General features: G+C 33.3%; 18 protein-coding genes. 1 reads left to right on the plus strand and 17 read right to left on the minus strand.

All coding sequences use genetic code 11. The features are described from left to right. Nucleotides 1–102 precede the first annotated feature (102 nt). From BLV35_RS18675 to BLV35_RS18720, 10 genes are all read right to left on the minus strand, one after another. Nucleotides 103–669, minus strand: a complete 567-nt coding sequence (locus BLV35_RS18675) for a hypothetical protein (RefSeq protein WP_091093820.1) — start codon at nt 667–669, stop codon at nt 103–105. Nucleotides 670–799: 130 nt separating this feature from the next. Beyond that, nucleotides 800–1,189, minus strand: coding sequence for a hypothetical protein (locus tag BLV35_RS18680; protein WP_091093823.1), 390 nt, complete (start codon nt 1,187–1,189; stop codon nt 800–802). Nucleotides 1,190–1,407: 218 nt separating this feature from the next. Next, entirely contained in the window at nt 1,408–4,449 is a 3,042-nt protein-coding gene (locus BLV35_RS18685) for a type I restriction endonuclease subunit R (RefSeq protein WP_091093826.1), read from the minus strand. Further along, a complete protein-coding gene (locus tag BLV35_RS18690; protein ID WP_091093828.1) occupies nt 4,442–5,986 on the minus strand; it encodes a Fic family protein in 1,545 nt (514 codons plus the stop codon). The genes BLV35_RS18685 and BLV35_RS18690 overlap by 8 nt, the downstream gene beginning before the upstream one ends. 51 nt (nt 5,987–6,037) lie before the next feature. Beyond that, on the minus strand, nt 6,038–9,055 hold the full coding sequence (locus tag BLV35_RS18695; RefSeq protein ID WP_091093831.1) for an AAA family ATPase: 3,018 nt from the start codon (nt 9,053–9,055) through the stop codon (nt 6,038–6,040). 6 nt (nt 9,056–9,061) lie between these two features. Continuing rightward, nucleotides 9,062–10,810, minus strand: coding sequence for a hypothetical protein (locus BLV35_RS18700; protein WP_091093834.1), 1,749 nt, complete (start codon nt 10,808–10,810; stop codon nt 9,062–9,064). An 11-nt stretch (nt 10,811–10,821) separates the two neighbouring features. After that, complete coding sequence (locus tag BLV35_RS18705; protein WP_091093837.1) at nt 10,822–12,144, minus strand: restriction endonuclease subunit S; 1,323 nt, start codon at nt 12,142–12,144, stop codon at nt 10,822–10,824. 1 nt (nt 12,145) lies between these two features. Next, on the minus strand, nt 12,146–13,129 hold the full coding sequence (rhuM, locus tag BLV35_RS18710) for a virulence RhuM family protein (RefSeq protein ID WP_091093840.1): 984 nt from the start codon (nt 13,127–13,129) through the stop codon (nt 12,146–12,148). A gap of 2 nt (nt 13,130–13,131) precedes the next feature. Next, a complete protein-coding gene (locus tag BLV35_RS18715) occupies nt 13,132–15,483 on the minus strand; it encodes a type I restriction-modification system subunit M (protein ID WP_091093843.1) in 2,352 nt (783 codons plus the stop codon). Between the two features lie 364 nt (nt 15,484–15,847). Further along, nucleotides 15,848–16,159, minus strand: coding sequence for a DUF6804 family protein (locus BLV35_RS18720; protein ID WP_091093846.1), 312 nt, complete (start codon nt 16,157–16,159; stop codon nt 15,848–15,850). 108 nt (nt 16,160–16,267) lie between these two features. On the opposite strand from BLV35_RS18720, the gene BLV35_RS18725 reads away from it, so the two are divergent. Then, a complete protein-coding gene (locus BLV35_RS18725; RefSeq protein WP_143031888.1) occupies nt 16,268–16,687 on the plus strand; it encodes a hypothetical protein in 420 nt (139 codons plus the stop codon). 94 nt (nt 16,688–16,781) lie between these two features. Here BLV35_RS18725 and BLV35_RS18730 read toward each other — a convergent pair whose 3' ends face one another. From BLV35_RS18730 to BLV35_RS18760, 7 genes are all read right to left on the minus strand, one after another. Further along, nucleotides 16,782–19,175 carry a DUF1566 domain-containing protein gene (locus BLV35_RS18730; RefSeq protein WP_091093852.1) on the minus strand — a complete coding sequence of 798 codons (2,394 nt, stop codon included), beginning with the start codon at nt 19,173–19,175 and terminating at the stop codon, nt 16,782–16,784. Nucleotides 19,176–19,208: 33 nt separating this feature from the next. After that, nucleotides 19,209–20,312 carry a cell envelope integrity TolA family protein gene (locus BLV35_RS18735; protein WP_091093856.1) on the minus strand — a complete coding sequence of 368 codons (1,104 nt, stop codon included), beginning with the start codon at nt 20,310–20,312 and terminating at the stop codon, nt 19,209–19,211. 228 nt (nt 20,313–20,540) lie between these two features. Beyond that, nucleotides 20,541–20,720: a hypothetical protein gene (locus BLV35_RS18740; RefSeq protein WP_091093858.1), complete on the minus strand. Its 180-nt coding sequence runs from the start codon at nt 20,718–20,720 to the stop codon at nt 20,541–20,543. Nucleotides 20,721–21,120: 400 nt separating this feature from the next. Then, nucleotides 21,121–21,969, minus strand: a complete 849-nt coding sequence (locus tag BLV35_RS18745; RefSeq protein ID WP_143031889.1) for a hypothetical protein — start codon at nt 21,967–21,969, stop codon at nt 21,121–21,123. A gap of 16 nt (nt 21,970–21,985) precedes the next feature. Next, nucleotides 21,986–22,822 carry an RDD family protein gene (locus BLV35_RS18750; RefSeq protein ID WP_091093864.1) on the minus strand — a complete coding sequence of 279 codons (837 nt, stop codon included), beginning with the start codon at nt 22,820–22,822 and terminating at the stop codon, nt 21,986–21,988. A gap of 19 nt (nt 22,823–22,841) precedes the next feature. Next, on the minus strand, nt 22,842–23,483 hold the full coding sequence (locus BLV35_RS18755; protein WP_091093866.1) for a L,D-transpeptidase: 642 nt from the start codon (nt 23,481–23,483) through the stop codon (nt 22,842–22,844). Next, the gene (locus tag BLV35_RS18760) at nt 23,477–24,652 is read right to left on the minus strand and encodes an SH3 domain-containing protein (RefSeq protein WP_091093868.1); all 1,176 of its coding nucleotides are present in this window, start codon (nt 24,650–24,652) and stop codon (nt 23,477–23,479) included. Before BLV35_RS18760 ends, BLV35_RS18755 begins: the two co-directional genes overlap by 7 nt. Nucleotides 24,653–24,770 lie beyond the last annotated feature (118 nt).

Genomic DNA, 24,770 nt, shown 5'->3' on the forward strand with positions numbered 1-24,770 from the left:
TGGCACAAATCGAACCGGAATAGTGGCACAAATTGACCGAAATGGGTGGCACGGTCTAACCGAAATCAGTGGCACAAATCGAACCGAGATATCCACTAGTAATTACATTCTTATTTTATTGTTTAGCAATTCTTCTATTTCAACAGCAGTAACGCCATATATTTGAAGTAGCTCAGTTGTTTTTCTGATCGAAGCTTTTAAGCTTTTTTTTGCTTGATATAGCTCAAATTCTAGACCGTTAAAGTCAATTTCTTCTGCGGTAAAACCACGGTTTTCTAATTGTAATAAATGATACCCTGAATAATTCATGGGTAAATTAATACTTCTTAAAATGCGGTCTGATTCAAAAAATGTAGATTGTGCTTTGAATGAAGTTACTCCAATTTTAATGGTACTATCCATTATAATGCATTCTATTTTTAAATCATTCCATGTTTGTATAATTTTTTTGAAGTAAAAGAAGCTTATTGTTGCTTTGGCAGTGCTTTTTGTTAGGCATGGTAATTCAATTCTTGAACCTGGAATAACCAATGTCAATAAACCGTCAGTAATAGTTAATTCAATCACTGTATTTTTGTTCCATTCAGATATTTTACCAAGTATTCTAGACTTTTTCTTTAATTCTGCTTCTAGCTTCGATTTTCTAATACTAAAACTTGCTTGGTTCATAATTTCATAATTTAAATAGAAGATTAGTCTGTTTTATTTTAGCACTACTATAGTATTAACTAATTACAAATTAGATGTGTCGGATTAAATAGGGTTTCAATTAAGATTAACTTTTTCATTAGCTTATTTCTTAAAATTGAATTTTAGGATCTATTCTTTCTGATTTTTCTAAACAAATAGTTTCCTCCTGGAACACAATTACGGTTCGATTTTGATCCAGGTTTTCCATTAACAATTTTACTAACTGGATAATTGCTTTTTTCAGCAGTACTTCTTCAGTAGGGAATTTAGGATATTGGATAAAATCCAGCGATACCGATGGCTCTTCCTGACCTAGGAAAACAATTTCGCAAAGGGTAAGTTTAGTGCTCAACGCAACATCAAATTCCTTTTTAATTTGTTCCTGTGCTTTATACAATATTTTTTTAAAGTCAATTATAGAAATAAGTTCATTGGAGTATGCCTTATATAATCCTATTGTTGCCGTGGCTGTAAATGTTTTAATGATTATACTCTTCATATTATATTTTGATGTTGTTGTTCTAATTAAAAATAAAGCAGTGATTGCTAAATCAGCCTGTCTAGATGTGTTGTTGAACTAATCCTTCATAAAAGAAAAACCATTGTTGTGGGCAATTGTGATTAGAGGTTGAATGCTCTCTTTGTATCGCACATAATCAAAAGCATTGCTTAAAATTGCTTGTTTTTTATTTCTAAAATAATTTATTTAATATAATATTAAGCACTCAATATCCTCTTCAATGTATCTTGCATAGCAATTCTAAAGGCATCATCTTGAGTCAGCTTTTTATATAAATCAAGTTCTGTTTTTCGATGATTGGCGATTACGTCATTGAATATTTTTACGAATGCAATTTCTCTATTTTGGCTATCTGTGTTTTCTGCATACTTGTTTTTGAAGTCGGGATGGGTTTGCATGTTTTTGGCTAGACTTACAAACTTTACTCTTTGGTCTTCTGGTGTTGCATCCCAACCTTGGTACCATCGTTCATTAAAACTATTGATAATGAAATCCAACGGATCTTCTTCTTTATCCGTTCCATGAGCACCACGAGGATTTGGATTTTGAGGGTCTAATTCGGTTTCGGCATCGTCTAGCCCAATTCCTGCATTCAGTTTCACTCTTTCTAGTCCGTAGGTAGATAAATCAACTGAATTTAATAATTCATCCAAGGCATCGCTAGTAGGATCAATGATGATTAGTTTTGGAATTAAGAACTTCAAAAACCAGAAAAGTTTTTCCCAGTTCACCACTTCATAAGGGAGGATAGAAGCCATCTGACCGTATATTTTGACGAACTGTTTGGCTTTAATTTTAAAATCGGCTTTATCGCTGTCTTCCAATTCTAATTGACTATTAAATCGGTCTGCTGCCAAATCGATAATAGGACTTAACAGTTGTGCGTCTACTTTGTTGAAATATTTATCTACAAAGTCTTCTACTTCTGCCCATTCATAAACCCCTGTTTCGTCGAGAGTTGCTTTAATTTCGTGCAAAACATTGACATCGGTGGCTTTATTCAATGAAGTTGCAGTGTAAAAAGGATCGAAAGCGTCTTGAATTTCCTCGGTCGAATTAAAGAAATCTAACACAAATAAATCTTCTGTTTTCTTTCCTAATTTATTAGCTGCACGGTTTAATCTTGATAATGCTTGCACGGCTAAAACGCCTTGAAGCTTCTTATCGACATACATGGCGGTTAGTTTGGGTTGGTCAAATCCTGTTAGGTATTTGTTGGCCACAACTAATATTTTGTAATCATCACTATCAAAATTATCACGCGTATCTTTTTCGGCAAAACCATTGAGACTGTCTTCCGAATATTCAATGCCATCCACGGTTTTCTTGCCTGAGAAAGCAACAACCACTTTGAAAGGCTGCTTTTTCTCTTTCAAAATAGATTGAATAGCTAGATAATATCGAATCGCCGATTCGATACTCTGCGTAACGACCATGGCTTTGGCTTTCCCTTTTAGTTTTTTGGTACTGACAATTTTAGAAGAAAAATGATCTATAATAATATCCGCTTTTATAGCGATGGTTTGCTTGTGTTGCTCTACAAAGGCTCTTAATTTTTTCTGCGCTTTGTTGGTATCAAATAACGGATTGTCTTCTATAGATTTTTCAATCTCATAGTAACTTTTATATGTAGTATAATTAGCTAGCACGTCTAAGATAAAGCCTTCTTCAATAGCTTGTTTCATCGAATACAAATGGAATGGTTTGTACTTTCCATCTTCTTGTAGTTCGCCAAACTTCTCTAGAGTATTGCTTTTTGGGGTCGCTGTAAAGGCTAGGTAAGACGCATTTGTACTCATTTTACGAGAACGCATGATTTCCAAAATCTTATCTTGGGCATCTTCTTCTTCCTCCACGTTGTTGCTACCCATGGCACGGTTCATATTATCAGCAGCTGAGCCACTTTGGCTACTGTGTGCCTCGTCTATGATGACCGCAAAACGTTTGTCGCTTAAATCGGCTATTCCATCAACGATGAAAGGGAATTTTTGAATGGTGGTAATGATGATTCGCTTGCCACTTTCTAAACTTTCTTTTAGTTCCTTGGACGAATAAGCAGGAGCGACAATATTTTTAACTTCCGAGAATTCTTTGATGTTTTCTCTTAATTGTTTGTCTAATAAACGACGGTCAGTGACTACAATTACCGAATCAAATAACGGATTGGTAACGCCACGACTTCCTGGAGTGGTTTCGCTCTCAGGATAGGTTTCTATTAATTGATAGGCTGCCCAAGTAATAGAATTAGATTTACCGGAACCAGCGGAGTGTTGAATTAAATAGGTTTGACCTACTCCGTTTTTACTTGCATCGGCTATTAGTTTACGTACCACGTTCATCTGGTGGTAACGAGGAAAAAACAAAGTTTTTTTACTTAAAGGATCTTTCTCTTTTCCGTCAAAGCGCACAAAATGCTGAATGATATTAGCCAAACTTTCACGCGTTAAAACCTCATCCCATAAATAGGCGGTTTTATGGCCAAAAGGATTCGGTGGATTGCCTTTACCGTAATTATGTCCTAGATTAAAAGGGAGGAAAAAAGTTCCTGCTCCATCTAATTTGGTTGTCATATAAACTTCATCTGTATCAACTGCGAAATGCACAATACAACGCCCAAAGTTCAACAAAGGTTGTGTAATGTCTCTTTTGAATTTGTATTGATTTTGTCCGTGAACTTTAGCGTTTTGACCTGTCCAGTGGTTTTTGAGTTCCATGGTAGCAATAGGCAAACCATTAACAAAAATAACCATGTCAATCTCTTCTCTTGGATTGGTAATCGAATACCGTATTTGGCGACTAACGCTAAATTCATTGCTTTCAAAATTTACCTTTGCAGCTGCACTGCTGCTCGCTAAAGGCAACACATAGAGTAACGTAAAATGGGCATCATCTACTTCAAGTCCTTTTCTGAGGATACGTAAAATGCCGTATTTTTTTACCAAACGATCCAAACGCTCTAGAATTTTGAGTTTCCAATCGCTTTGCTTTTGGATTTTTGCCAATTCTTCTGCTTGGGTAGTTTCTAGAAAATGCCAAAATCGAACCTCATCAATAGCAAATTTAGCATTGAAATCATTGGCTGAACCTATGAAATAGCCATTGCCCGAACGGTACAACTCGGCACGCTCATTCACGCTATCGACTGTAGTTGCTGCAATTTTCAATTCTTCGAGACAACTACCAGTTAGTTTTTTTTCTATGGCAGATTCGAGAGCTTGTTCGTTGGTTTGGCTATGCATCTTGTTCTAATTTGTTTTTTAATAGTTGCCCTTTTTCAGTTAGGCGGTATTTTTGGTTTGGACTACTTGGTTTATCAGGAATAGTTAGTTCTAAATATCCTTCCTCTATTGCTGGTAATAAATAGTTGTCTCTAAAATACTCTCTATGTTTTAAATCAAGTATATCCATTATTTCGCTCGTTTTTAACTCTTCATTTATGACATAAAGAACTCTTCTTATACCTTCTTTAACTTGTCCAGTAGCTTGTCCACTAACTTGTCCACTAACGTGGTCGGTAGCTTGGTCGGTGACTTGGTCGGTAGCTTGTCCAGTAACTTGTCCACTAATTGTCGTTGGTCGCCATAGAGTAACTTTAAATCCTTCTTCTAAGTTGAATATTGGTTCTAATAATCCATGTTCTTTGCACAAACGAAGTATTTCTCCTGTACCTGTTCCAAAACGTTCTATATATCCCGCTTGGTACAATGCTTCTGCCAAATGTGGGTTTCTAGGATAGGAGGCGTGGTCTATTCTTAGTTTATCCAAAGTCAGTTCTGGTGGGAGTCCTCCAGGATTACTAATCTCCACTCTATCTGCAAAAAGCATTAATTGCACACTTCCTTTACTTTGATAATCTCTATGAGCAACGGCATTGACTATAGCTTCGGCAATTACCGCTCTTGGAATTTCATATTGTAGCGGCGCTTGATTAGTCTGTGAACGCAAACCTACAGAAAGGGCAATTTTAGACAAAATAAAATCAACTGCTTCATCTACTTGTGTAAACACATCACCCTTGATTACACGGTGATCTGGAATGGGTTTAGCGACATGCAATCCATGAAAATGGGCACATTTAACTACGGCTGTTGGGAAAAATTGTTGTGGATTTTGTCCAAAGGCAAGAATCCCACTATTGGTTAGTTGTGTTTCAGAAATGAAATTCAAATGCGAAAGAACTTTCGGCAATGCTGTTCCTTCGCGTAATGGAAAGCCTCTTTTGTATCTCGCTAAACTGATAAAATTGTTTACTTTGTCTTCATCAATGGCGTCAAGTTTAGCTTTACTGTTTACTTCGGAATCAAAATCAATGGAACGTAAAATGCCTTTTTGTTGCAAAATCACCACCAAGGCTTTAGTTACTTCAGACAGTAATTCGTTTGTAGTGCTAAAACGTTTGTAGGACAACGAATTTTGAATTTTACGAAACAAAGCTTGTTCTTTTGGGTCTCGTTCTGCCTCAGTCTCGTTCTTTATAAATGCCAACGAAAAGACATTTTCTTCTTGCGCCAGATTGTATTCGAGTTCCGTAGGAGAAATACCTGATGGCGTTTCAAAACCATATTCTTTTCCTATCAAAATCAAATACACTTCGGCTTGGGTTACTTCTTTCAAATATACTTCTATAGGTTGCGCACCATTGGCTGGCAAGTTTTCGAATAAAATAGGCTCAAAAAACAGTTGCAGCACAGGATCGGTCAAGATATGACGATGCAGTGCCTCTCGCTCTAGGGCAAATTCCTTTTGTACACTGGAAAGAAATATTTTTTGCTTCATAGATAAGCTATTTTTATTTGAGCTTGTTCGTTGGTTTGGCTATGCATATTTTTATCTTTCTAATTTAAATTCTTTAAATTCATCTCCTAAAAATTCAAACTTCTTTTTAAATAATGATGAAAATTTTTTATTTGCGGTAGCAAAAAATATTTGCTTTTTTTCTTTTACAATAAAATATCTTAAAAAATCTAAAAAAGATAATGCATTGAAATCGTCTATAAAAGTGACTGGGTCATCAAAAATTAAAATATTTGGGCCGTTTTCTAATTTTCTATTTAAACTTATAAAAATCGATAAAACTAAAGCTGCTCTTTGACCTGTACTTATTTGTGAGATTTCATATGATTCACCCCCCTTTATTAAAACTAATTTACTAGATACATATGCAATATTATCAAACTCTTTTGGCGAATGTATTGTAGTAAAGATATCTTTTATTTCAATCAAATTAGCTTTGAAGAAATCCTCTAATATAATATCTTCACTATTATCACTAAGTTTATCTAAAACTTCAACAGCTCTATTCAATCTACCATTTAAAGTTTTTAGATTAGGAAAAGACTTTTCAATTTCTTCATTTGAAGTCAAAAGTTTTTTTATTTCGTTCTGACTATTTTCAATTAGTCTGAATGTGTCCAAATTTTTATTTAAAAGCGCTAAATCTTTTGATAAATCAATAATACTTTTATCTGTTGGAATATCTAAATAACGATTTAAATTTTGAAAGCTGAAATTTAATGAATCGATTAAATTATCATTTGATTTAATAATTTCCTCGATTTTATCAAAACTATCAGCATAGGACGATAATTTTAGTGCAACATTTAAATCATTTATTATTTTATCATTACTTACTTTAAAATTATCGACTTCAGTACTACTTTTATTTATTTGCATTTTAAGATTATCAATAATCTCAGTTAACACTTGTTTTCTTAAAATATCAACATTTGGGTATATTATTTGTACAGCCAATTTCAAAATAGAAAACTCAGATATGGATCCCTCAATATTATTTAATTGGAAAAATATTTTATCATACAATTCTTTTTCAGATAAAATTTCATTTTCCTTGGCAATCCTTTCTTTAATGGCATTATTTATTTGAGAAAGATTTAAACCTTCGTAATCTTTTAAATATTCAAAGACTACCATTTCATATCTCCTTAAGTGTTTTAATTCTAATTCTAGTTGGTCAATTTCCTTATTTAATACTTCTAATAAATCATTCTTACTTTTAATAAGATTTTTAAAATCATCATTTTTAAAATCATTATCTAGCCTTAATAAAAGTTCTGTTTTTGAAATTTCCTGATCACACAACGGACAGCATTGATTCGAATGAAACTTGTCGTTTAGAATTTTTATTCCAATAGTTTTTAGTTCAATAATAAGCCCTTCATTAAGTGAAAACCCTTTTTGTAAAAGAGATATTTCACCTTTTAAATCGCCTTGTGATATAGTTTTATCTACGAGTACAGATTTTTTAGATGATATTAAGTCGGCAAGTGATTTACGTTCTTCTGATAATTTCACTATATCTAGCTGTAAATTGTTTAAATCTTTTAACGTTTTTATTGTCAAAAGTTGCGTCTCAATTTTTTTATACTTAATTGCTAAATCTTCAATCTTGGAACAATTATCAATTTCAATATATTTATAAAAGGTATTAATTTTTGAAAGAATATCTTTATTTTTTTGTCTATCAAGAATACTTTCATTTGACTTTACAATATTCAAATTAAAGGCTTCCTTGTTTTCGGAAACTAAATTTTTACGTGTTTCAACAATACCACTAACTTCTTTAAACTTACTAAAATTTGTTACCTTTTTAGATAATATAAAATCTAATTCATTTTTAATTTCGTTGACAAATAAACCAGAAACTGAATAATTGGATTCGTCATAAATAGCTTTATATCTGAGGCTAAGCATGTTCCCTTTAATATTTCCTTTTAGTTCATTAAAATTTTCATCATTTTTTAATTCACTGATGCGATCTTTATTTTTTTTAAGATTATCCAATTTTTGACTAATTTCTTTGGAAGCTTTATTTAATTCCGTTCGAAGTCTTGGTCTAATTTTTTCAATCTTATCTTTTAAAATTGTGAATTCCTCTCCTAAAATAATTTGCTTTAAAGATTCATTAATTGCACCAGCATCTTCGGCATTTGAAAACTGATGGGCAGCATCCGTATTAAAAAAGTTAAACTGGTTAAATGATTCATAAGTACGATTTCCTTGTTCAGTTAATCGTCTTTTGTACCATTTAGTTCCTCTTTCTTTGTAAATTCTGTTATTATGAGAATAAGTGTCAACGAAATCTTGATTTAAAACGGCAGTAATAGAATTTGGAGCTTCGTATTTGTCCTTGTTTCTTTGCGTTTTTCCAGTAAGAACTAATTCAATCGATTCTAATAAACTTGTTTTGCCCACACCATTAGAGCCTGTGAATAAATTCACCGAACCAAAATTAAAGTTTCGAATTTGAGGAAATCGTCTGAAATCTTGATTTAAGTTTATTGAATTGATTTTTTCTATAATTGGAATATGTTCTAAATTTTTTTCTGCTCTATTTACAATTGCGGGAGATTTATCATTTAAAAAATTTCTAACTATTCCATCATTAGAAGCAGAACTGTGTAATTCTTGTAATCCAACTTTGTTTAATTCTTCTTTCCAAACTGAAATAATGTCTGGTAGTTCGGAACTACTGGATTCTTCTAATTTAAAATAATCTAGAAATTCATTACCATTAAAAATTAATTTCCGAGCGTATTTGTCATTTCTAAGGATTTTTAATTTTAAATCTTCGGAAATATTACTATTAATAAATAGCAAATAAATATTCCATTGAAGTACCTCAGTTTGGTTATAAAATTCTTCTGCTAGATATTTATCTTGTAATTCTTCAAAAACATCTTCTGAAATTTCCTGGTTAAAATTCAAATAATAAATACCAGAAGCCTTATTATTAATATTTAACTGTCCTTTATATAATTCATTATTTACGGGTTTAAAATCAGTAAATAATTTTTGAGATTGTTCTATTAATTGTTGAGTATTCATAGATATTTATGTGATTGAAATATTATCATTGGGAATTTCAGTAATACTTCCTGCGTCAGGATTTGATTTATACAAAATAGTATTTCCTTGTTTGTAGAATACTACAACCGTATATTTACCTGGAGATTCTTCATCAAAAATTTTTTGAAGTTCATCATAAGTCTTATTAACTACTAGAGAGCTAACCGCTGAACCAATGTAACATATTGTAGCTTTTTCTAGAACACCATTATCATTCAATACGTTGTAATTATAACTAAATTTGTTAGCATCTTTAGCATAAGCTAATGAAATATTTTTGACCTTAAGGTGTTTTATACTATTAGGATAAAATGATTTGTTTGGTAAAATATTTTGATCCAATTCAAAGATATTTGAGCAGTTTAAGCCTCTGATTATTTCACTTATTTCATATGTATCCTCTGTATAGGTAACCCTATGATTACATTCGTCTGATTCACTCAAGGTAAAGCTATTTAAATGAATTACATCCGACCATTTATTTTTTTCCTTGCCTTTTACTTTACCTGTTGAAATATTTACTAATCGTTCCTTGTCAACAATAGTCTCATCATTATTAAGTAAATAAGTATTTTTGATACCTCTACTTGTTAAAAAAGTTATATGATTATCATCTATTTCATCAATCTCTTTTAAATTTAAATCTACATCAAATTTATATATATTACCAACAGATGGACCTTCTCTGCGTTGTTGCACTTCTTGTCCATTATCAATACTAACTGGTTTATTATGGATTTTAAATAGTTCCACCATACCATTTAGAACATACACCCGCTTGGTTCTAAGAATTTGCAAAAAGTACAGCCCCTTTTTATGATTGTTGACTATTGTCGTTGGACTATAATCTAAATCTTCATCAGTAGTTCTAAAATAAATTGCGCTTCTGGGAGAATTTGTGTCATGATATAAACTTCTACCATTTAAAAACGTTGTTTCGATACCCCAATTCAGTGTAATTAACTCTCTTTTTTCTTTTTTTAAAGCAAATTTTTTGAAAGCGATAAAATCATTGTGAGAAGGATTAGGGTTGTATTGCAAACTTAGTATCAGGAAGGGTGAATCCGTCCAGCTATGATTATTTGAAAGTACTTCATCATAAGAATCATTAAAATTTATTGCTTGGGAACAAATAAAAGATATTAACCTAATTGAATTTTGATTATTCTTGATTACATAAACATTTTCACCTTCTATAAGATTTTCCGCTTCCAATTGATTAGAACGTAAACCTCCCATATGTCTAGTTTTAAACTGAATTAAAATAATTAATTTTTCAACTCCATCATATTCACCCCTGAAAATATAATATAGTGGATCTACATAATTTTTATCAGAAGCAGAATAGCAATCCTCAAAATGAAAATGTACATTTTCATTATCCATATTCTTTAAATAATTTAGCTCCTCTTTATTTAAAGATTCACCTCCTAAAACCCATAGTTTATTTTGCAAAGGTTGAAGTTGATTGTTTGCGATAATTTCTTCTATCACAGACTTTGGACAAGAATACTCTGGAGATAATACTAAAGAAATATTTTCATCTTTTGCTTTAGTTAAAACATTAACAAATTTTGTTCTTGCTTCATTTTGGTTATTATTCCCTATGCGTGTATTGTCCGCGAAAAAGACACCTTTATGTTGATAAAGGTAAAAGCTATTACGTTGCGTGTCTCGTTTTAATGCATCAAGCTCTGTTGATATGTTTAAAGTAGCTATATCTACGAAATTCATTTTTTTTCTTTTTAAAAAACCCTAACCTTACCCGTTACAACCCCATCAATTAAACTACTCTTGTATTCCTTTAATTTCTCAATCTCCTGCTTTTTTATTGCAATAGCGGTGGCGATTTTATCAGTAATATTTTCAATATAAGCTGAGATTTCTTTTTGTTCTTCAATCGGGGGAACCGGCATAAGTAAATTATAGAAAGAGGACATATTTATACTCTCAACTGTAGCTGCCTGTTGTCTCACTTCTACTAAAATTTCAGAATTATTTCCTTTTATAAGGTTTAAAAAATATTCAGATTGAATTTTGTCATTAAAAATGATACATTTTATATCCTGATTAATTGCCATTTCTCTATTCAAAATTGAAATTGCAAAGGTATGTTGTAAAATCCCCGACCTTGTTACGAAAATTAATGCACCTTTTGGTGCAAGATTGGATGAAGAATTTTGTAATCCCATTAATGAAATTTCTCTTACTGTTTTGTTTAAATAATCTACTTTTACATCTACCGAAGAAACCCAAGGAATCCCACCATCCCAATATATAAGTTTATCGGTGGAAGGAGTTCCTCCACTAAAAGACTTTTTTAAGTTGAATTTTAACCTCTTCACCTCCCAACCCTCAGGAATCTCTCCAATCCATTCTACACCGCTGTCTTTTAGTTTTACATTAGGATTAATCCCTTTTGTAACAGCTTTGTGAATGAGTATTTGATGGCGTTCTTTGAGTAGGTCTATTTGCTGTTGCTTGATGGCAATGGCTTGGTCTATCTTGGTGGTTTTGTCGTCAAGAAATTCAGCAATAGCGGTTTGTTCTTTTAAAGATGGAATTAGAAAAGGAATTTGTTTCATTCGCTCTTTTGATAAGTCCCATTGGCCAATCCTTACGCCATCAGAAGCAGAACCAAAAAAAGAAACATATAATTTACTTCTAATAGATAAATGAAAATATTCAGGTGTAATTTTTTTATCCAAATCAAAAATAAAATAAGCAGGACTAACAATTCCATCATAATCAGAAATTCCATAAGAACCCTGCCAAGCTTTCATTTTATTCATTCCAAATTGTCCTTTCAACAGAACTTTATAATTTGATAAATCATCTGGAATGAAATTATGATTTGTTCCTTCATCTTCTAAATCTCTTAAAATAACTCCCTTTTCTCTGGTTATCGATAATAATGATAAATCAGTTCTATTATTTATAGAAATTGGATTTAACAATACTCCTAATCTAGATACCTCCCAATGCTCAGGAATATCGCCCAACCATTCCACACCTGAAGGTTTGTAGTTTTCGTACTGCTTTGTTGTGTTTTGTACAGCTGTTTCCATGTTATTTTTTATTTTTTAGCTGTTTTTGTGTACTCTCTATTTGATTTATAAAGTCTTTTTCCACCTTTGAAAGTTCATTTTTCAGTTGGTCTTTGTAGGCGTGGTACTTATGATTAGCTTTTTCTAAAGCTTGTTCATGGCTTACTGTGCCTGCATGTGTCAAAATATTGTTTCCTGTCATTTGCAAGAAATCATCTGCACGTTGCAACCAATCATTCATGTACATTGGTTTGCGGTTCAAGGCTTGTAATTCGGCAATTTCTAAATAAGCTGTTACCATACGATTCAATACGTTTAGTTCTTGCTCGTTCAGGTAGTTTTTGGCTACGCCAACCTCTTTTTTTGTGGGTTGTTCCCCTTTAAAATGGGTAAGTCCCAAGTGTGGTTTTGCAGTATCGATACGATTGTAAATAACTTCGGCAGCAGTTTGACCGTGTGCTGCCCAATGCATTTTGTTTTGTATGGTTTTGAAAAATTGCTGTGAAGTTGTGGCATTAGGGTCATAGTCTACACTAGTAGCGTAGATATCTAATACTTTGCGCCAAAACACCTTTTCGGAAGAGCGTATGTCGCGAATACGTGCTAATAATTCTTCAAAATAAGGTCCGCCAGCTGCTTCTTTGAGCAAATCATCGTTCATGGTAAAGCCTTTTACAATGTATTCTCGCAAGCGGGAAGTGGCCCATTGTCTAAACTTTGTACCTTGTAAGCTCTTTACACGATAGCCTACTGAGATAATAACATCAAGATTATAATACTTCACAGGGCGATCTGAACCACTAATGTGCAAAATTTGCACATTGCTTTTTTCTTCTAGTTCTCCTTCTTTAAAAATATTACCAATGTGTTTTGTAATTACAGTTCTATCTCTTGTAAAAAGCGCACTCATTTGCTCTTGCGTTAACCAAACGGTTTCGTTCTCAAGACGCGTCTGTATTTTTGTTTGGCCGTCTTCGGTTTGATATAATATAATTTCTGATTCCATTCTTATACCAAGTTTAAAATTTCAGCTATTAGTCCATCGCTTTGTTGTTCTAATGCTAAAATATCCGCAGTTACCTCTTCAATAGCACGTAATGGTTTGTGTTGGTAGAAATATTTATTAAAACTGATTTCGTAGCCAATTTTGGTTGCGTCCAAATTTATCCAACCTTCGGCAACATGCAGTTGCACTTCACGAACAAAATAATCGTGTATGTTTTCTTTTAAAGGAATGTTTTCGGTGTCTCGCAAATCACTTTCGGTTTCATAAACTGTATATTCCCCTTTTTTAGCTGTTGGGAAATAACCATAATCTGCTAATCGGTCTGTTTTGCAATCCAAGTAGGCTAACAACTTTTCGAGTTTGTCACCTGCTAATTTGGTGGTGTTTTTAATCACTTTTTCGGCATCGGCATCGTACCAAGAAATGGCGTTGTAAATAGCGTTCAATTCTGATGCGCTTACCTTTAGTTTGTTGGCTTTTACAACTGCAGCTACTTTGTCTTTAAAAAGATTGAAATCATTGTATTCATCTGTTCCTACGGCTGTCATTAGCGTTTGTCCCAAAGTCATTAGATCCAATTGCTTTTTCCAAATTGCTTCGGTGGTCAAGGTTTTTAATTGTTTGGCATTGAGGTTTAGCTCTTGCTTCTCACACCAATCGCTTATGGTTTTTTCGTGCTTTTTAATATCTGTATAAATAGCTTCGCCGTAGGTTTCGTACACCCATTGCATCGGTTCGCGTAAGCTTTTGTCAAAACGCAATTCGGCAATGCGCTCTGCTGTAAATTGCGCTTTCAAACGTTTGGGTCTTTCGATGGTCACTTTGTGATAACCAAAATCGCTGTTGTCAAATACTTTGGCGGCTATAGCTTCGTCAGCGGTTCTTTCTATGGCTTGTAAATCGGTATAGGTTTTTACAATTTCGGTGATGTGTTCTGGAGCAAACTCACAGTTTTTGTTTCCGAGGTTTTTTCGGAGCTTTCGATACAATTGTCCTGCATCAATCAACTGCACTTTTCCCTTTCGGTTGGTTGTTTTATTGTTGCTAAGAATCCAAATGTAGGTGGTAATTCCTGTGTTGTAAAATAAATTGTTGGGTAGTTGCACAATCGCTTCGAGCCAGTCATTTTCGATAATGTACCTACGAATATTACTTTCACCTCCTCCTGCATCACCAGTAAACAAGCTACTCCCGTTGTGTACAGAGGCAATGCGTGTTCCTGAAGGACTTTGCGAAAGCGGTTTCATTTTGTTGACCATTTCCATCAAGAACAACAATTGTCCGTCTGAAGAACGCGGAATCGCATCGGTATCTTCTTCGATTCCCCAATAGTTTTTTAAACGAATTTTGAAACGGCTGTCAATAACTTCTTTTCCGTCTTTAATATATTTTTGCTCACTTGCCCAAGATTTCCCATAAGGCGGATTAGACAACATAAAATCAAAAGTTGTTCCTGCAAATTCATCTGTAGATAGGGTAGAACCCACACGAATATTCTCGGGGTTGTTCCCCTTAATCATCATGTCACTTTTGCAAATGGCATAGGTCTCGTCGTTGATTTCTTTTCCGTACAAATACACATCTGAATCTACAGCACGAATTTCGCCCTCTTCGTCTTTGATAAAGTTTTGGGCTTCGGTCAACATTCCACCACTTCCACAAGCCGGATCATAAATGGTCATTACGGGCGGTAAGTTGTATTTTATAGGGTCGAAAATAATATGCGTCATTAAATCGATTACTTCACGAGGCGTAAAATGCTCTCCTGCTTCTTCGTTATTTTCTTCGTTGAATTTTCTTATTAATTCTTCAAAAACATAACCCATTCCAAGGTTGGTCAAGGCGGATAATTTCCGACCATTAGAATCATTTTTTTCAAAAGGGGTTACGTTGATATCTGGCGAAGTGAATTTTTCTAAAACATCTAACAAAACATCTTTGGATGCCATGTGACGCACCTGACTTTTGAGTTTGAATTTTTCGATAATTTCTTTTACATTCGAACTAAAACCATTTAGATAATCTTCAAAATTGGCTTGTAACAATTGTTGGCTGTTGGTTGCCGTATCGTGTAAGCGCTGTAAAGTCCAGTCGCTTGTATTATAAAAAACATATCCCGAAGCGGCACGCAATCCGTTTTCGTCCCATTCCGTAAAACCTGCTTCGTCTCTCTGGAAGGCTAATTCTTGCATTACGGACTCTTTGGTTGGTTCGAGTAAAGCGTCTAATCGACGTAATACGACCATGGGTAAAATGACATCTCGGTATTTTCCTCGTACGTAAACATCACGAAGGCAGTCGTCTGCAATAGACCAAATGAAAGAAACTAATTTATTGTGTACGGATTGATTCATTGAAATTTAGGGTTGTAATGTTATGCTTAATTTTTTAAAATAGTGGTGTTTTTAGATTTAAAAAACTAGAAACGTCAACATGTAAATTTATACTTTTATAAAGAAATAACCTATCCAAATCTTGAACAGCTTACAGTACTATTAATAAATAATGTATCACTATTTATATCAGCAGTTTGAATAAAATCAAAAATAGGATTCCATAATTGATTTACTTTACGGTTTCCCTTAATTTGATACAGTTTAAAGCATTTTTAAATTCGTTTTGCTGTGTAGGCCATCAGTTTTATCCGGATGTTATTTATTGATCGCTATTTCAGGATGAGACAATATTTGCTTTCATTACTTTACTATTGTGCTTAGATTATCTCTTCAATCTTATTTTTGAATCTTTGATTACCGAAATCACCAACCCAATACTTACAATTACATCCACTATATTCCAAACAGTTCTTCCCAATGCTATTTTGAAAAAGGGTTGAAATAGAAGCGCTAAGGCTATGTAGATAAATAGTTCGTTTTTCTTATTCTTTTCATTTGCGGCATACCCTAAATAGGCAAATCCTACCATTGCTGTAAAACGCACCAATTGGTAAAAACTGTAGGGCATATTGAGAAGACAGAGGAGGAGTAAAAACGTTAGAATAACCTTAATGGCATTAGTTGTATTTATCATTGTTGAAAATAAATTAACTTCTTGTCTGATATTCCTAAAAGTTGCTGTAATTTGTTGGGACAAAGTCTTAGAAGAAGGGATTATGGATTAAAATTAATGTTTAAATTTATGAAAAAGCTATTTATTATTCTGATTATTCTACTATTCACAAGTGTTACTATTGGACAAAGTGTCAAGCAAAAAGATAGGTATGGAAACTCCATTGTTTATGTAGATGGTTTGACTTTGAAATCAAAAAATAACTATGGTAAACCCCTCTATTTTTATGATGGCCAAACCATTAAAAATAAAGATAGATACGGAGATAAACTCTATTTTATGGATGGTAACACGGTCAGAATAAAAGATCGATACGGTGTTGCAATCTATTATTTTGATGGATTAACTATACGCCAAAAGGATCAATACGGGAAGGCATTGTATTTTGTAGATGGACAAATCCTTCGTGTTAAAGACAGGTATGGGGAGCCTATTTATTATTTGGAAGGCTTACCGGAAAAGTGGGTATTAGTTTGTTTGATTAGATAATTATTGAAATTTTAATTTTAATCGACACACTCGTAAGTGTGTCGATTAGCTTAATTTTATACATCTAGCAATTGAAATGAACACATTTATTTTATTAAAATTTTCTAATCGCTCTCACGTAAAGCGGAGTTGTTTTAGTGTTACTTACGGCACCACCATTTACAAAACTTATACCATAAGCCATTGTGGAAGAATACTGATATGAGGACCAATATGAAGTACTTGTAAACCCACCTATGATTGACCTATTTAAATATAATTTTTGCAGTTCATAATAACTTGGCAAATACCAATCACTATATCCACCAGAAACCAGATCACTACAAATGCGAGCTGCAATCCCCGATGTGGTACATCCACTTACAATAGCGGTAGTATTTGCTAAACCAGTTCCAATAGAAGAACTTGTTCCAGATATATTAGTGCCTGAACAGCCCCATTGAGCGCCCGTACTTTGGTTTGAAGTTGTTACAATAAGACCATGTGTTTGTCCTGAAACATAACCCGAATCTCCTGCTGCAAAAATATAGGCAATGATACCACCCTGGTAACTTTGACCTACAACTAAATTTTGTGGTGTTGTGAATGTTACTGTTGTTCCGTAAGCAGTTCCAGCACTATTCGTAGCATAAGCTCTAACATAGTAGGTTGTATTTGCTGTTAAACCAGTTAATGTACTTGAAAATGTATTGAAGCCAATGCCGGGCGGGGCTAATCCAATTTTTTTACTGTTCAAGACTGTTGGGCTTGAAGTTGTATTGCTCCAACAAACACCATATTCTGTAATAGTTTCTCCAACAGTAAGCGTAAAACCGCCGCCACCAATAGCTGTTGTTTGAGTAATAGAAGACACGGAATTTGTAGTTATACCTGTAGGAACTGTAGCCGATGAGGTAGTAAAAGAGGTAGTGCTACTATAAGCCGTTCCGACACTATTCGTAGCATAAGCTCTTACATAATAGGTTGTACTTGGGGGTAAACTAGTTAATGAACTTGAAAAAGAACCGGTTCCTGAACCATTATTTGTGCTACTATTTGAAATTGTAGGGCTTGAAGTTGTATTACTCCAACACACTCCACGAGATATAATTGTAGCTCCACCATCAGCATTTATATTCCCACCACCAATAGCTGTTGTTTGGGTAATTGAAGACACGGGATTTGTAGTTATACCAGTCGGAACTGTAGCCGATGAGGTAGTAAAAGAGGTAGTGCTACTATAAGCCGTTCCGACACTATTCGTAGCATAAGCTCTTACATAATAGGTTGTACTTGGGGTTAAACCAGTTAATGAACTTGAAAAAGAACCGGTTCCTGAACCATTATTTGTGCTACTATTTGAAATTGTAGGGCTTGAAGTTGTATTACTCCAACACACTCCACGAGATGTAATTGTAGCTCCACCATCAGCATTTATATTCCCACCACCAATAGCTGTTGTTTGGGTAATTGAAGACACGGAATTTGTAGTTATACCAGTCGGAACTGTAGCTGAAACAGTTGTAAAAGAGAATGTATCTCCGTAGGCTGTACCGGCACTATTAGTTGCATAGGCTCTAACATAATAGGTAGTTCGAGGCGTTAAACTTGTAATTGAACTAGTGAATGCACCAATACCTGTTCCATCGATTGTTTTTGGACTAGTAATTGTTGGGGATGTAGTTGTATTACTCCAGCAAACGCCACGTGAAGAAATAGTAGCTCCTCCGTCATTATAAATATTCCCTCCTCCTATAGTTGTTGTTTGGGTAGTAAAAGATAAAGCCGTTGTTTTAACTCCAATAGGTACTGTAGCTGTAGTAGTGCGAAATGATTTTACATCAGCATAAGCAGTTCCAATACTATTAGTTGCGTAGGCTCTAATATAATAGGTAGTATTAGGAGTTAATCCTATTAGTGAACTTGTGAAAGAACCTATGCCTGTTCCATTATTTGTTTTAGGGTCTAGAGTTGTTGGACTCGTTACCGTACTACTATAACAAACTCCTCTGCTTATTACATTAGATGCGCCACTATTTGTTATAGTTCCTCCTGTATTTCCCGAAGTAGCCGTAACTTGATTTGCATCGGTAGTTGAAGATAAAATAGGCACAGTTGCTGCTTGAGTGGTAAATGCAATTTCATTACCATAAGCGGTTCCTAAGTTATTCGATGCATAGGCTCTTGCGTAATAGGTGGTGCTAGGAGATAAATTATTTAGAGCGCATGTAAAAGTACCTAAAGTTGCGGTGACGTCTGTTTTTTTTAATCCTGATGTATTTGGATTTTTACTAGTACCATAACAAATACCTCTCGCAGATAAGTTAGAACCATTATCAGTTATTACGGTACCAGAAACTAGAGCTGTAGTTTGTAATATATTGGAAGATTCCAGCGTTTTAACTGCGTTTTGTGTTTTGCCGTATTCAAATTCATCGGTACAACTATTAAAAGCACATGTACTAATAACTATTGCTATAATTGTCTTAAAATATTTTTTAATTTTCATTATTAAAATGGTTTTTATTATTAATGCGCTTTATTATTTTCCTTTTAGATTGAACGATAAACCGAAAATGATTTCCGGTTTATAAAAACCTTTGTCTATATCCATAAAAGAGGCACCACCATTAATGTTGATAATTTTGCTCAATCGTATCATTAAACCCGCAGAAGTAACAAGATAGCCTGCCTTATTTACCTCTGAGCGTCCAGAATAATCATTACGATCAACAAAACTATACATACCGTATCCTGCTCCAAGATTAAAATATATATGTCTCGAAATTTTAAAATTAGGTCCTAAATCTATTTCGGTTTTGTTGGCTGTATTTACTCCATTTAATATTTCTTCATCTGGAGTTAAGCTTGTTCTTAGTGCAATATGAAAACCCATAAATTTTCTTCCTCCGCCTTCATATAACAAACCATATTTAGCTATTTCACCACTTTGAAATCCCAAACTGGAAAATGGTCTTTTTCTTTTTGATTTTTTCTCAAGACTATCATAATACTTTCTTTCATTTTCATTTTGTATTTTTTGTTCTTTTTCTAGATTAACTCTATTGGTTTCTGCATTTATTTTGGCTAGTCTCGCTTTTTCGGCTTCAATAACTGCTACCGCTTTTCTGTTTTTTTCAGCTTCAGCATTTGCCGTTTCGAGTTTTATTCTTTCCGCTTCGGCTTTTATTTTGCGTTCCTGCTCTTGTTTTTCCTTCTCTAATTTTATCTTAGCCCGTTCTCTTTCTTCCGATTCTTTTAGAGCATTAAAAGTAACTTTATCTTTAGGGAAAGTATATAGTTCGTTTTTTACATTTTGAATATCATTATAATATTCATTTTTACGGGTGCTATTATCTATTAAGTATTTTGCTGCCAGTTTTCGTGTCCCATCTAATAGAGCAAAGTCACTAAAAGGATTTATTTTGATGATTTCTGCCTTCGCCATTATTTCTATATATAATACTTTAGGAGGGACAGTTCGATATAGGGGTTTTGCTTCTAGTATTTTTGAAACAGCCACTTCATAATTCTCTTGTCTATATGCTTCTAAAGCTTCATTATACTTTATTTCATCATTTTTTTGCGCAAAGGATACCTGGTAGACTAGGAGAAACAATAAAGTGATTTGTATTACTTTTTTCATCTTTTTAAATTTGAATTTTTTTTAAATTGCTTAAGGCAGCAATTGCTGTATTTTTATTTTCAGGTTTGGTTGTAGTATTCTTTAATATTTACTTGATTATCAAATCTTTTAGTAGTATTAGGTGCGACTATTTCTATATTCATTTTTCATTAAATTTTACCTCACTAATTATTTTTTAAAAAGGCCTTTCTAAATTGATTCTCTATTTTTTTATGATGTATCACTTGACTAATCTTTTATGCAACGCACACACAAACCATTTGAACTTTCAGTTGTACCAGCTCCCGAATTAGCACTCGATAAGTAACGACTAATAGGTGTAGAACCATCTAGTGAACTCGTCCACAGGTTAATACTTACTCCTTGATTATAGATAGAAGCGTCACTATAGTAACGGTTACCTGCCATAACAAATTTATGTACAGAATTATAAGCAGTGACGGCATCTGTAATATGATAGGCAATAATTTCAGCCTCAAATTCTGAATTGGAAGGAACGCGATAGCCAGCTGGACATGGATTGTTAGTTCCGTTTTCACCTTGCCATAAATTGTTGTTTCTAGTACTTCTCCAGTTGGTTCCTTGAATAAATAATCCATGTTCTGGAGTATCAGTTATTGAAATTTTAGAAGTACTATCTTCGATAGGAGCGCCATACTCTCTTGAGCTCCAATCGATACTTGCATGACCGTCATTGCGGCGTCCCCATTGCTATAAACCTCCATAGGCTTCATAGGCATCTACTGCAATAGCGGCTCGGCTAGCACCTAAATTTCTATCCATCCATCCATATTCTTCTAGTTATTTTTTACTGTTTTTTGGCGGTTTTGTTTTCTTCTGGTTTGGACTTTTCCACTTTTATAACATCAGTTTTATTTACCTCTTTTTCAACTGTTTTACTATTTTCTGTTGTAGAAGTATTTATTGGCACTGCCGCTGTTTCTACTTCGCATGGGCCTAAATCATCAGCCGTATATAAATTAACATTAGATTTTATCTTCTTAATAATTTCAATTAAATAAGGGTAATCTTTGTAATGAGGATTGCTTTCTAATTTAGTATACACTTGTTTGAAGGTAGTACTTTGGTCAGGATTTGTTCTATACTGATCTAGCTGCTTTTTTAAGGCGCAAGAATTACCCTTGTAGTTACTTAAAAAAGCCTTAATGTTAGTTTTTTCTTTATGAAGTTTACTATCCTCTTCTAAAAGGGGTAAATTATCTATATTTTTAATTGCTTCAGTTACCTTTATTTCATCATGTTTTTGGTAAAAAAGGGTCTTTTTAATTTGAAAAAGTGTTAGATAATTTACATTAAAATCTAGTGCTTTTCGCCCTAATTTTTTGTCTTCTTCACTAGTAGATTCATCTGCTAATATGCTGTTTAAAAGAATAGTTGAATTTTCAAATTTTTTAGTATTATCGTCATTTGCTAATTCAGTATCTTTAAAATAATTTGTATCTAAAACATATTTATTTTTAAAGAGCTCCCTGAGAAATGTTTCATTAGTTTCTTTTATGATTGTCTTAAGTTGAAGTATTTCTTTATTTTTAGAATTAATTTTAGTTATTAGATCTTCTTTGTTTAATTTAGAATAGTCATCATTTTGAGCAAAACTTGAAAGGGATATCAATAGTAAAAGGATTAATTTCTTCATTTTTGTATAGTGTAGTTTAATTATTTTTATATTCTTTAACTTCAATAACTTGTGTTCCAGCACCTAAGTCACTAAGTTTTCGTCCTTCTGGATTTGCAAAAACCATAATGATTTCTATTAGATAGCCCAAGTATGGAATTCCACAAATAATGCTAAAAAGTATATTTCTTCCTGTTGAATTCCATTTTGTACAAGGTTCATTAGTATTGATATTAATTACCATTAGGTCAAGAGCACTTTTCCCCCAACTTTGCCCTTGTCCCATTCCGTCTTTAACCAGTGCATACCAAAAGGGCAGTAAGAGTAAGAGTAGTCCAAAATTTAAGTTTCTTGCATTTACATCATAATAATCATTATTTACATAAGAAGCTATAGAACCAAAAAGGAAGAATAGTGAAGGTAAAAACAATAGGAATGCAAAAAATATATCCAATATATACGCCAAAAATCGTTTTCCTGTTGGAGCTTTGTTATAACTGTTGCTAGGTTTATTTTTGTAGACGGGTTGCTCTTGGAATATCTGTTTCACAGGCTCAATTATGGGAATTTGAGGAGTGGTTTTAAGTGGTGCTAATTTATTTTCTAACTCAATTTTCCCACCATCATTTGGACAAAATTTCGTTCCATTTGTATATGCTTTTTTACAAACTACACATTTAGGGATTAGTTTATCTGGATGTACAAGCAGAGTTCCATCTTGAATACAAAATTTTATATCGGAGCTGAACACCTCATTGCATAAAGGGCATGTTGGGTTTTCAATTACTTCTTTTTGAAGATTGGAACCACATATTTTACAAAATTTTGTTTTTTCCGTAAAACTACTTGAACAATTTGGACACTGATTATTCATATACGTCTCTTTTTTGGGGTTATTTTTTTAGCACTAATTTATTACCAGCTACTAAGGTGTTATCCTTTATAACTACTGTTTTTTCTTTTTTTATTTCTTTGTCTGTGTTGTTAGATAAATTAGGATTGCTATTTATACTAACATCATCTATTCCGGGAGTTATTACAACAACAGCGTTCGTGTTGATGTTTTCTACTAATTGAGTTAAATCTTTATTGTTTAATCTAATGCAACCTTCTGAAGCTCTTTTTCCTAAAGAGGTGTTATCGTGAGTCCCATGTATACCAATTCCTTTTTGACCTGGAACTAGTAATCTTATAAAATAAGGACCATAAGCTCCAGTTATTGTTCCTAATTCATCATCTTTAAAATCGTGCGTCCAAGTTGAAGCATCAACTACTTCTACAATAGTAAAAACTCCCTCGGGTGTTTTACAATCCCCAACTTTGGTTTTATCCCCAAAATTTTTGCCGGTTGCAACACTAAATTTATGAAGTAGTTCTCCTTTGTAATTATATTGAGAGAGTGTCATATCTGCTTTATTGATGATAATAAAGCTTGCATTTTTAACCGTTTTTAATTCTTTGTAATACCAAAAGGATACTCCTATCAACAATATCAAAGGGAAAACAATTAATAGTTTATTTAACTTTTTTACCATGATGTATACATAGGGGTTAAGGATATATTTCCATAGCTATCATAATCATATTGAACATTAGCGATATAACCATTTGCTGGTGCAGCATCTTCTGCTTCAAGTTTTGGGCTTTCATTATCATCGAAGCTAAATATTAGTATTTTTCGTTCGTTTGTTGTGTTATTTTTAATGATACAAGCAAAATCATTAAACTTTGAGCTTTGTTTTGATTTTTTAGAAAAATAAACGGTATTCGAATTATTTGTTTCTGCTTTTGCAAACAATTGCCAAACTTCTCTTGTGGTTACGGTACCATATACTTCTTTCTGCATTTCTACATCCATTTTTCCGATCAAATTATTATCCCTGAAGTAGTTTAATAATGCTTTCTTAAAACGTGTCTGGCTTACAGCAGTTCGAGTATCTACATCAGCTAAAATGGCGTTTAACTCTTGAAAGTCCATTTTATTTAAAAGATATTTTGGAGAAGCATATCCTTCTTGTCCATCTAATTTACAATTTACCCAATCTACACCGTTATCATAAACAAGCACTTCTGAACCATAAGGAATGTTACCAATCATATTATAATCTCCACCTCCAGCAGGGCTGGAGCGCAGTGCTAATGAGTTGGCAAAACTATACATGCGTGTCGCATTTTTATCTCTTAAATAATCTTTACCCCAAAAGAAATATCCTAAAACTAGCACAGCAATTACGCTAAAAATCCCAATGAAAATAGGGGCTTTAGATCTACTGGATGCTTCCGGTTCCGTTTCAACATATCTATTTTGTTCGTATACCGGCTCTGGCACATATACGGGTTGTGATTGTGGTTCTGGTTTTAATTCTGAACCACATTCTTCACAAAAATTCGCTACTCCTTTTTCATTTGCAGCATTACAGTTAGTACAATACACAATGTTAGTTGTTGGTTTGGTATTTGCGCTAGTAGCTGTTGAATTTAAAATTTCTTCCCTAGATGTCTTTTCCTGTTGTTTCTTTTTTTCTACCTCGGCCCAATCTATCGTTTCTGTTACGTCAATAATTTTAAATATTAACTGACTTTCTGGGATGCCTAAAGCTTTACCATATTCTACAATATCATTGTTTTCGGTTAACTTGACATTTCCATTTTTCTCTATAAGCCTTCTATGAATCAACTGGTTTAAACCTTCTACTGTTTCCATATTTTAAGTATCGTTTATTGTGGATGTATTTAATTATCTTACTTTTTTGGTTTTATTTCGAAATCATAAAATCTTCATCTTCTCTTCTATTCATTCAACTATTATACGTTTCGAAAAA

This window comes from Flavobacterium gillisiae, from assembly GCF_900107635.1.
Classification (GTDB): Bacteria; Bacteroidota; Bacteroidia; order Flavobacteriales; family Flavobacteriaceae; genus Flavobacterium; species Flavobacterium gillisiae.

Coding starts and splice junctions, on each gene's coding strand:
- BLV35_RS18750 (WP_091093864.1), bottom strand. CDS start 22,822: ATGAATAATCAGTGTCCAAATTGTTCAAGTAGTTTTACGGAAAAAACA.
- BLV35_RS18675 (WP_091093820.1), bottom strand. CDS start 669: ATGAACCAAGCAAGTTTTAGTATTAGAAAATCGAAGCTAGAAGCAGAA.
- BLV35_RS18755 (WP_091093866.1), bottom strand. CDS start 23,483: ATGGTAAAAAAGTTAAATAAACTATTAATTGTTTTCCCTTTGATATTG.
- BLV35_RS18760 (WP_091093868.1), bottom strand. CDS start 24,652: ATGGAAACAGTAGAAGGTTTAAACCAGTTGATTCATAGAAGGCTTATA.
- rhuM (WP_091093840.1), bottom strand. CDS start 13,129: ATGGAATCAGAAATTATATTATATCAAACCGAAGACGGCCAAACAAAA.
- BLV35_RS18720 (WP_091093846.1), bottom strand. CDS start 16,159: ATGATAAATACAACTAATGCCATTAAGGTTATTCTAACGTTTTTACTC.
- BLV35_RS18725 (WP_143031888.1), top strand. CDS start 16,268: ATGAAAAAGCTATTTATTATTCTGATTATTCTACTATTCACAAGTGTT.
- BLV35_RS18745 (WP_143031889.1), bottom strand. CDS start 21,969: ATGAAGAAATTAATCCTTTTACTATTGATATCCCTTTCAAGTTTTGCT.
- BLV35_RS18690 (WP_091093828.1), bottom strand. CDS start 5,986: ATGAAGCAAAAAATATTTCTTTCCAGTGTACAAAAGGAATTTGCCCTA.
- BLV35_RS18700 (WP_091093834.1), bottom strand. CDS start 10,810: ATGAATTTCGTAGATATAGCTACTTTAAACATATCAACAGAGCTTGAT.
- BLV35_RS18735 (WP_091093856.1), bottom strand. CDS start 20,312: ATGAAAAAAGTAATACAAATCACTTTATTGTTTCTCCTAGTCTACCAG.
- BLV35_RS18715 (WP_091093843.1), bottom strand. CDS start 15,483: ATGAATCAATCCGTACACAATAAATTAGTTTCTTTCATTTGGTCTATT.
- BLV35_RS18685 (WP_091093826.1), bottom strand. CDS start 4,449: ATGCATAGCCAAACCAACGAACAAGCTCTCGAATCTGCCATAGAAAAA.
- BLV35_RS18695 (WP_091093831.1), bottom strand. CDS start 9,055: ATGAATACTCAACAATTAATAGAACAATCTCAAAAATTATTTACTGAT.
- BLV35_RS18730 (WP_091093852.1), bottom strand. CDS start 19,175: ATGAAAATTAAAAAATATTTTAAGACAATTATAGCAATAGTTATTAGT.
- BLV35_RS18705 (WP_091093837.1), bottom strand. CDS start 12,144: ATGGAAACAGCTGTACAAAACACAACAAAGCAGTACGAAAACTACAAA.
- BLV35_RS18740 (WP_091093858.1), bottom strand. CDS start 20,720: ATGGCAGGTAACCGTTACTATAGTGACGCTTCTATCTATAATCAAGGA.
- BLV35_RS18680 (WP_091093823.1), bottom strand. CDS start 1,189: ATGAAGAGTATAATCATTAAAACATTTACAGCCACGGCAACAATAGGA.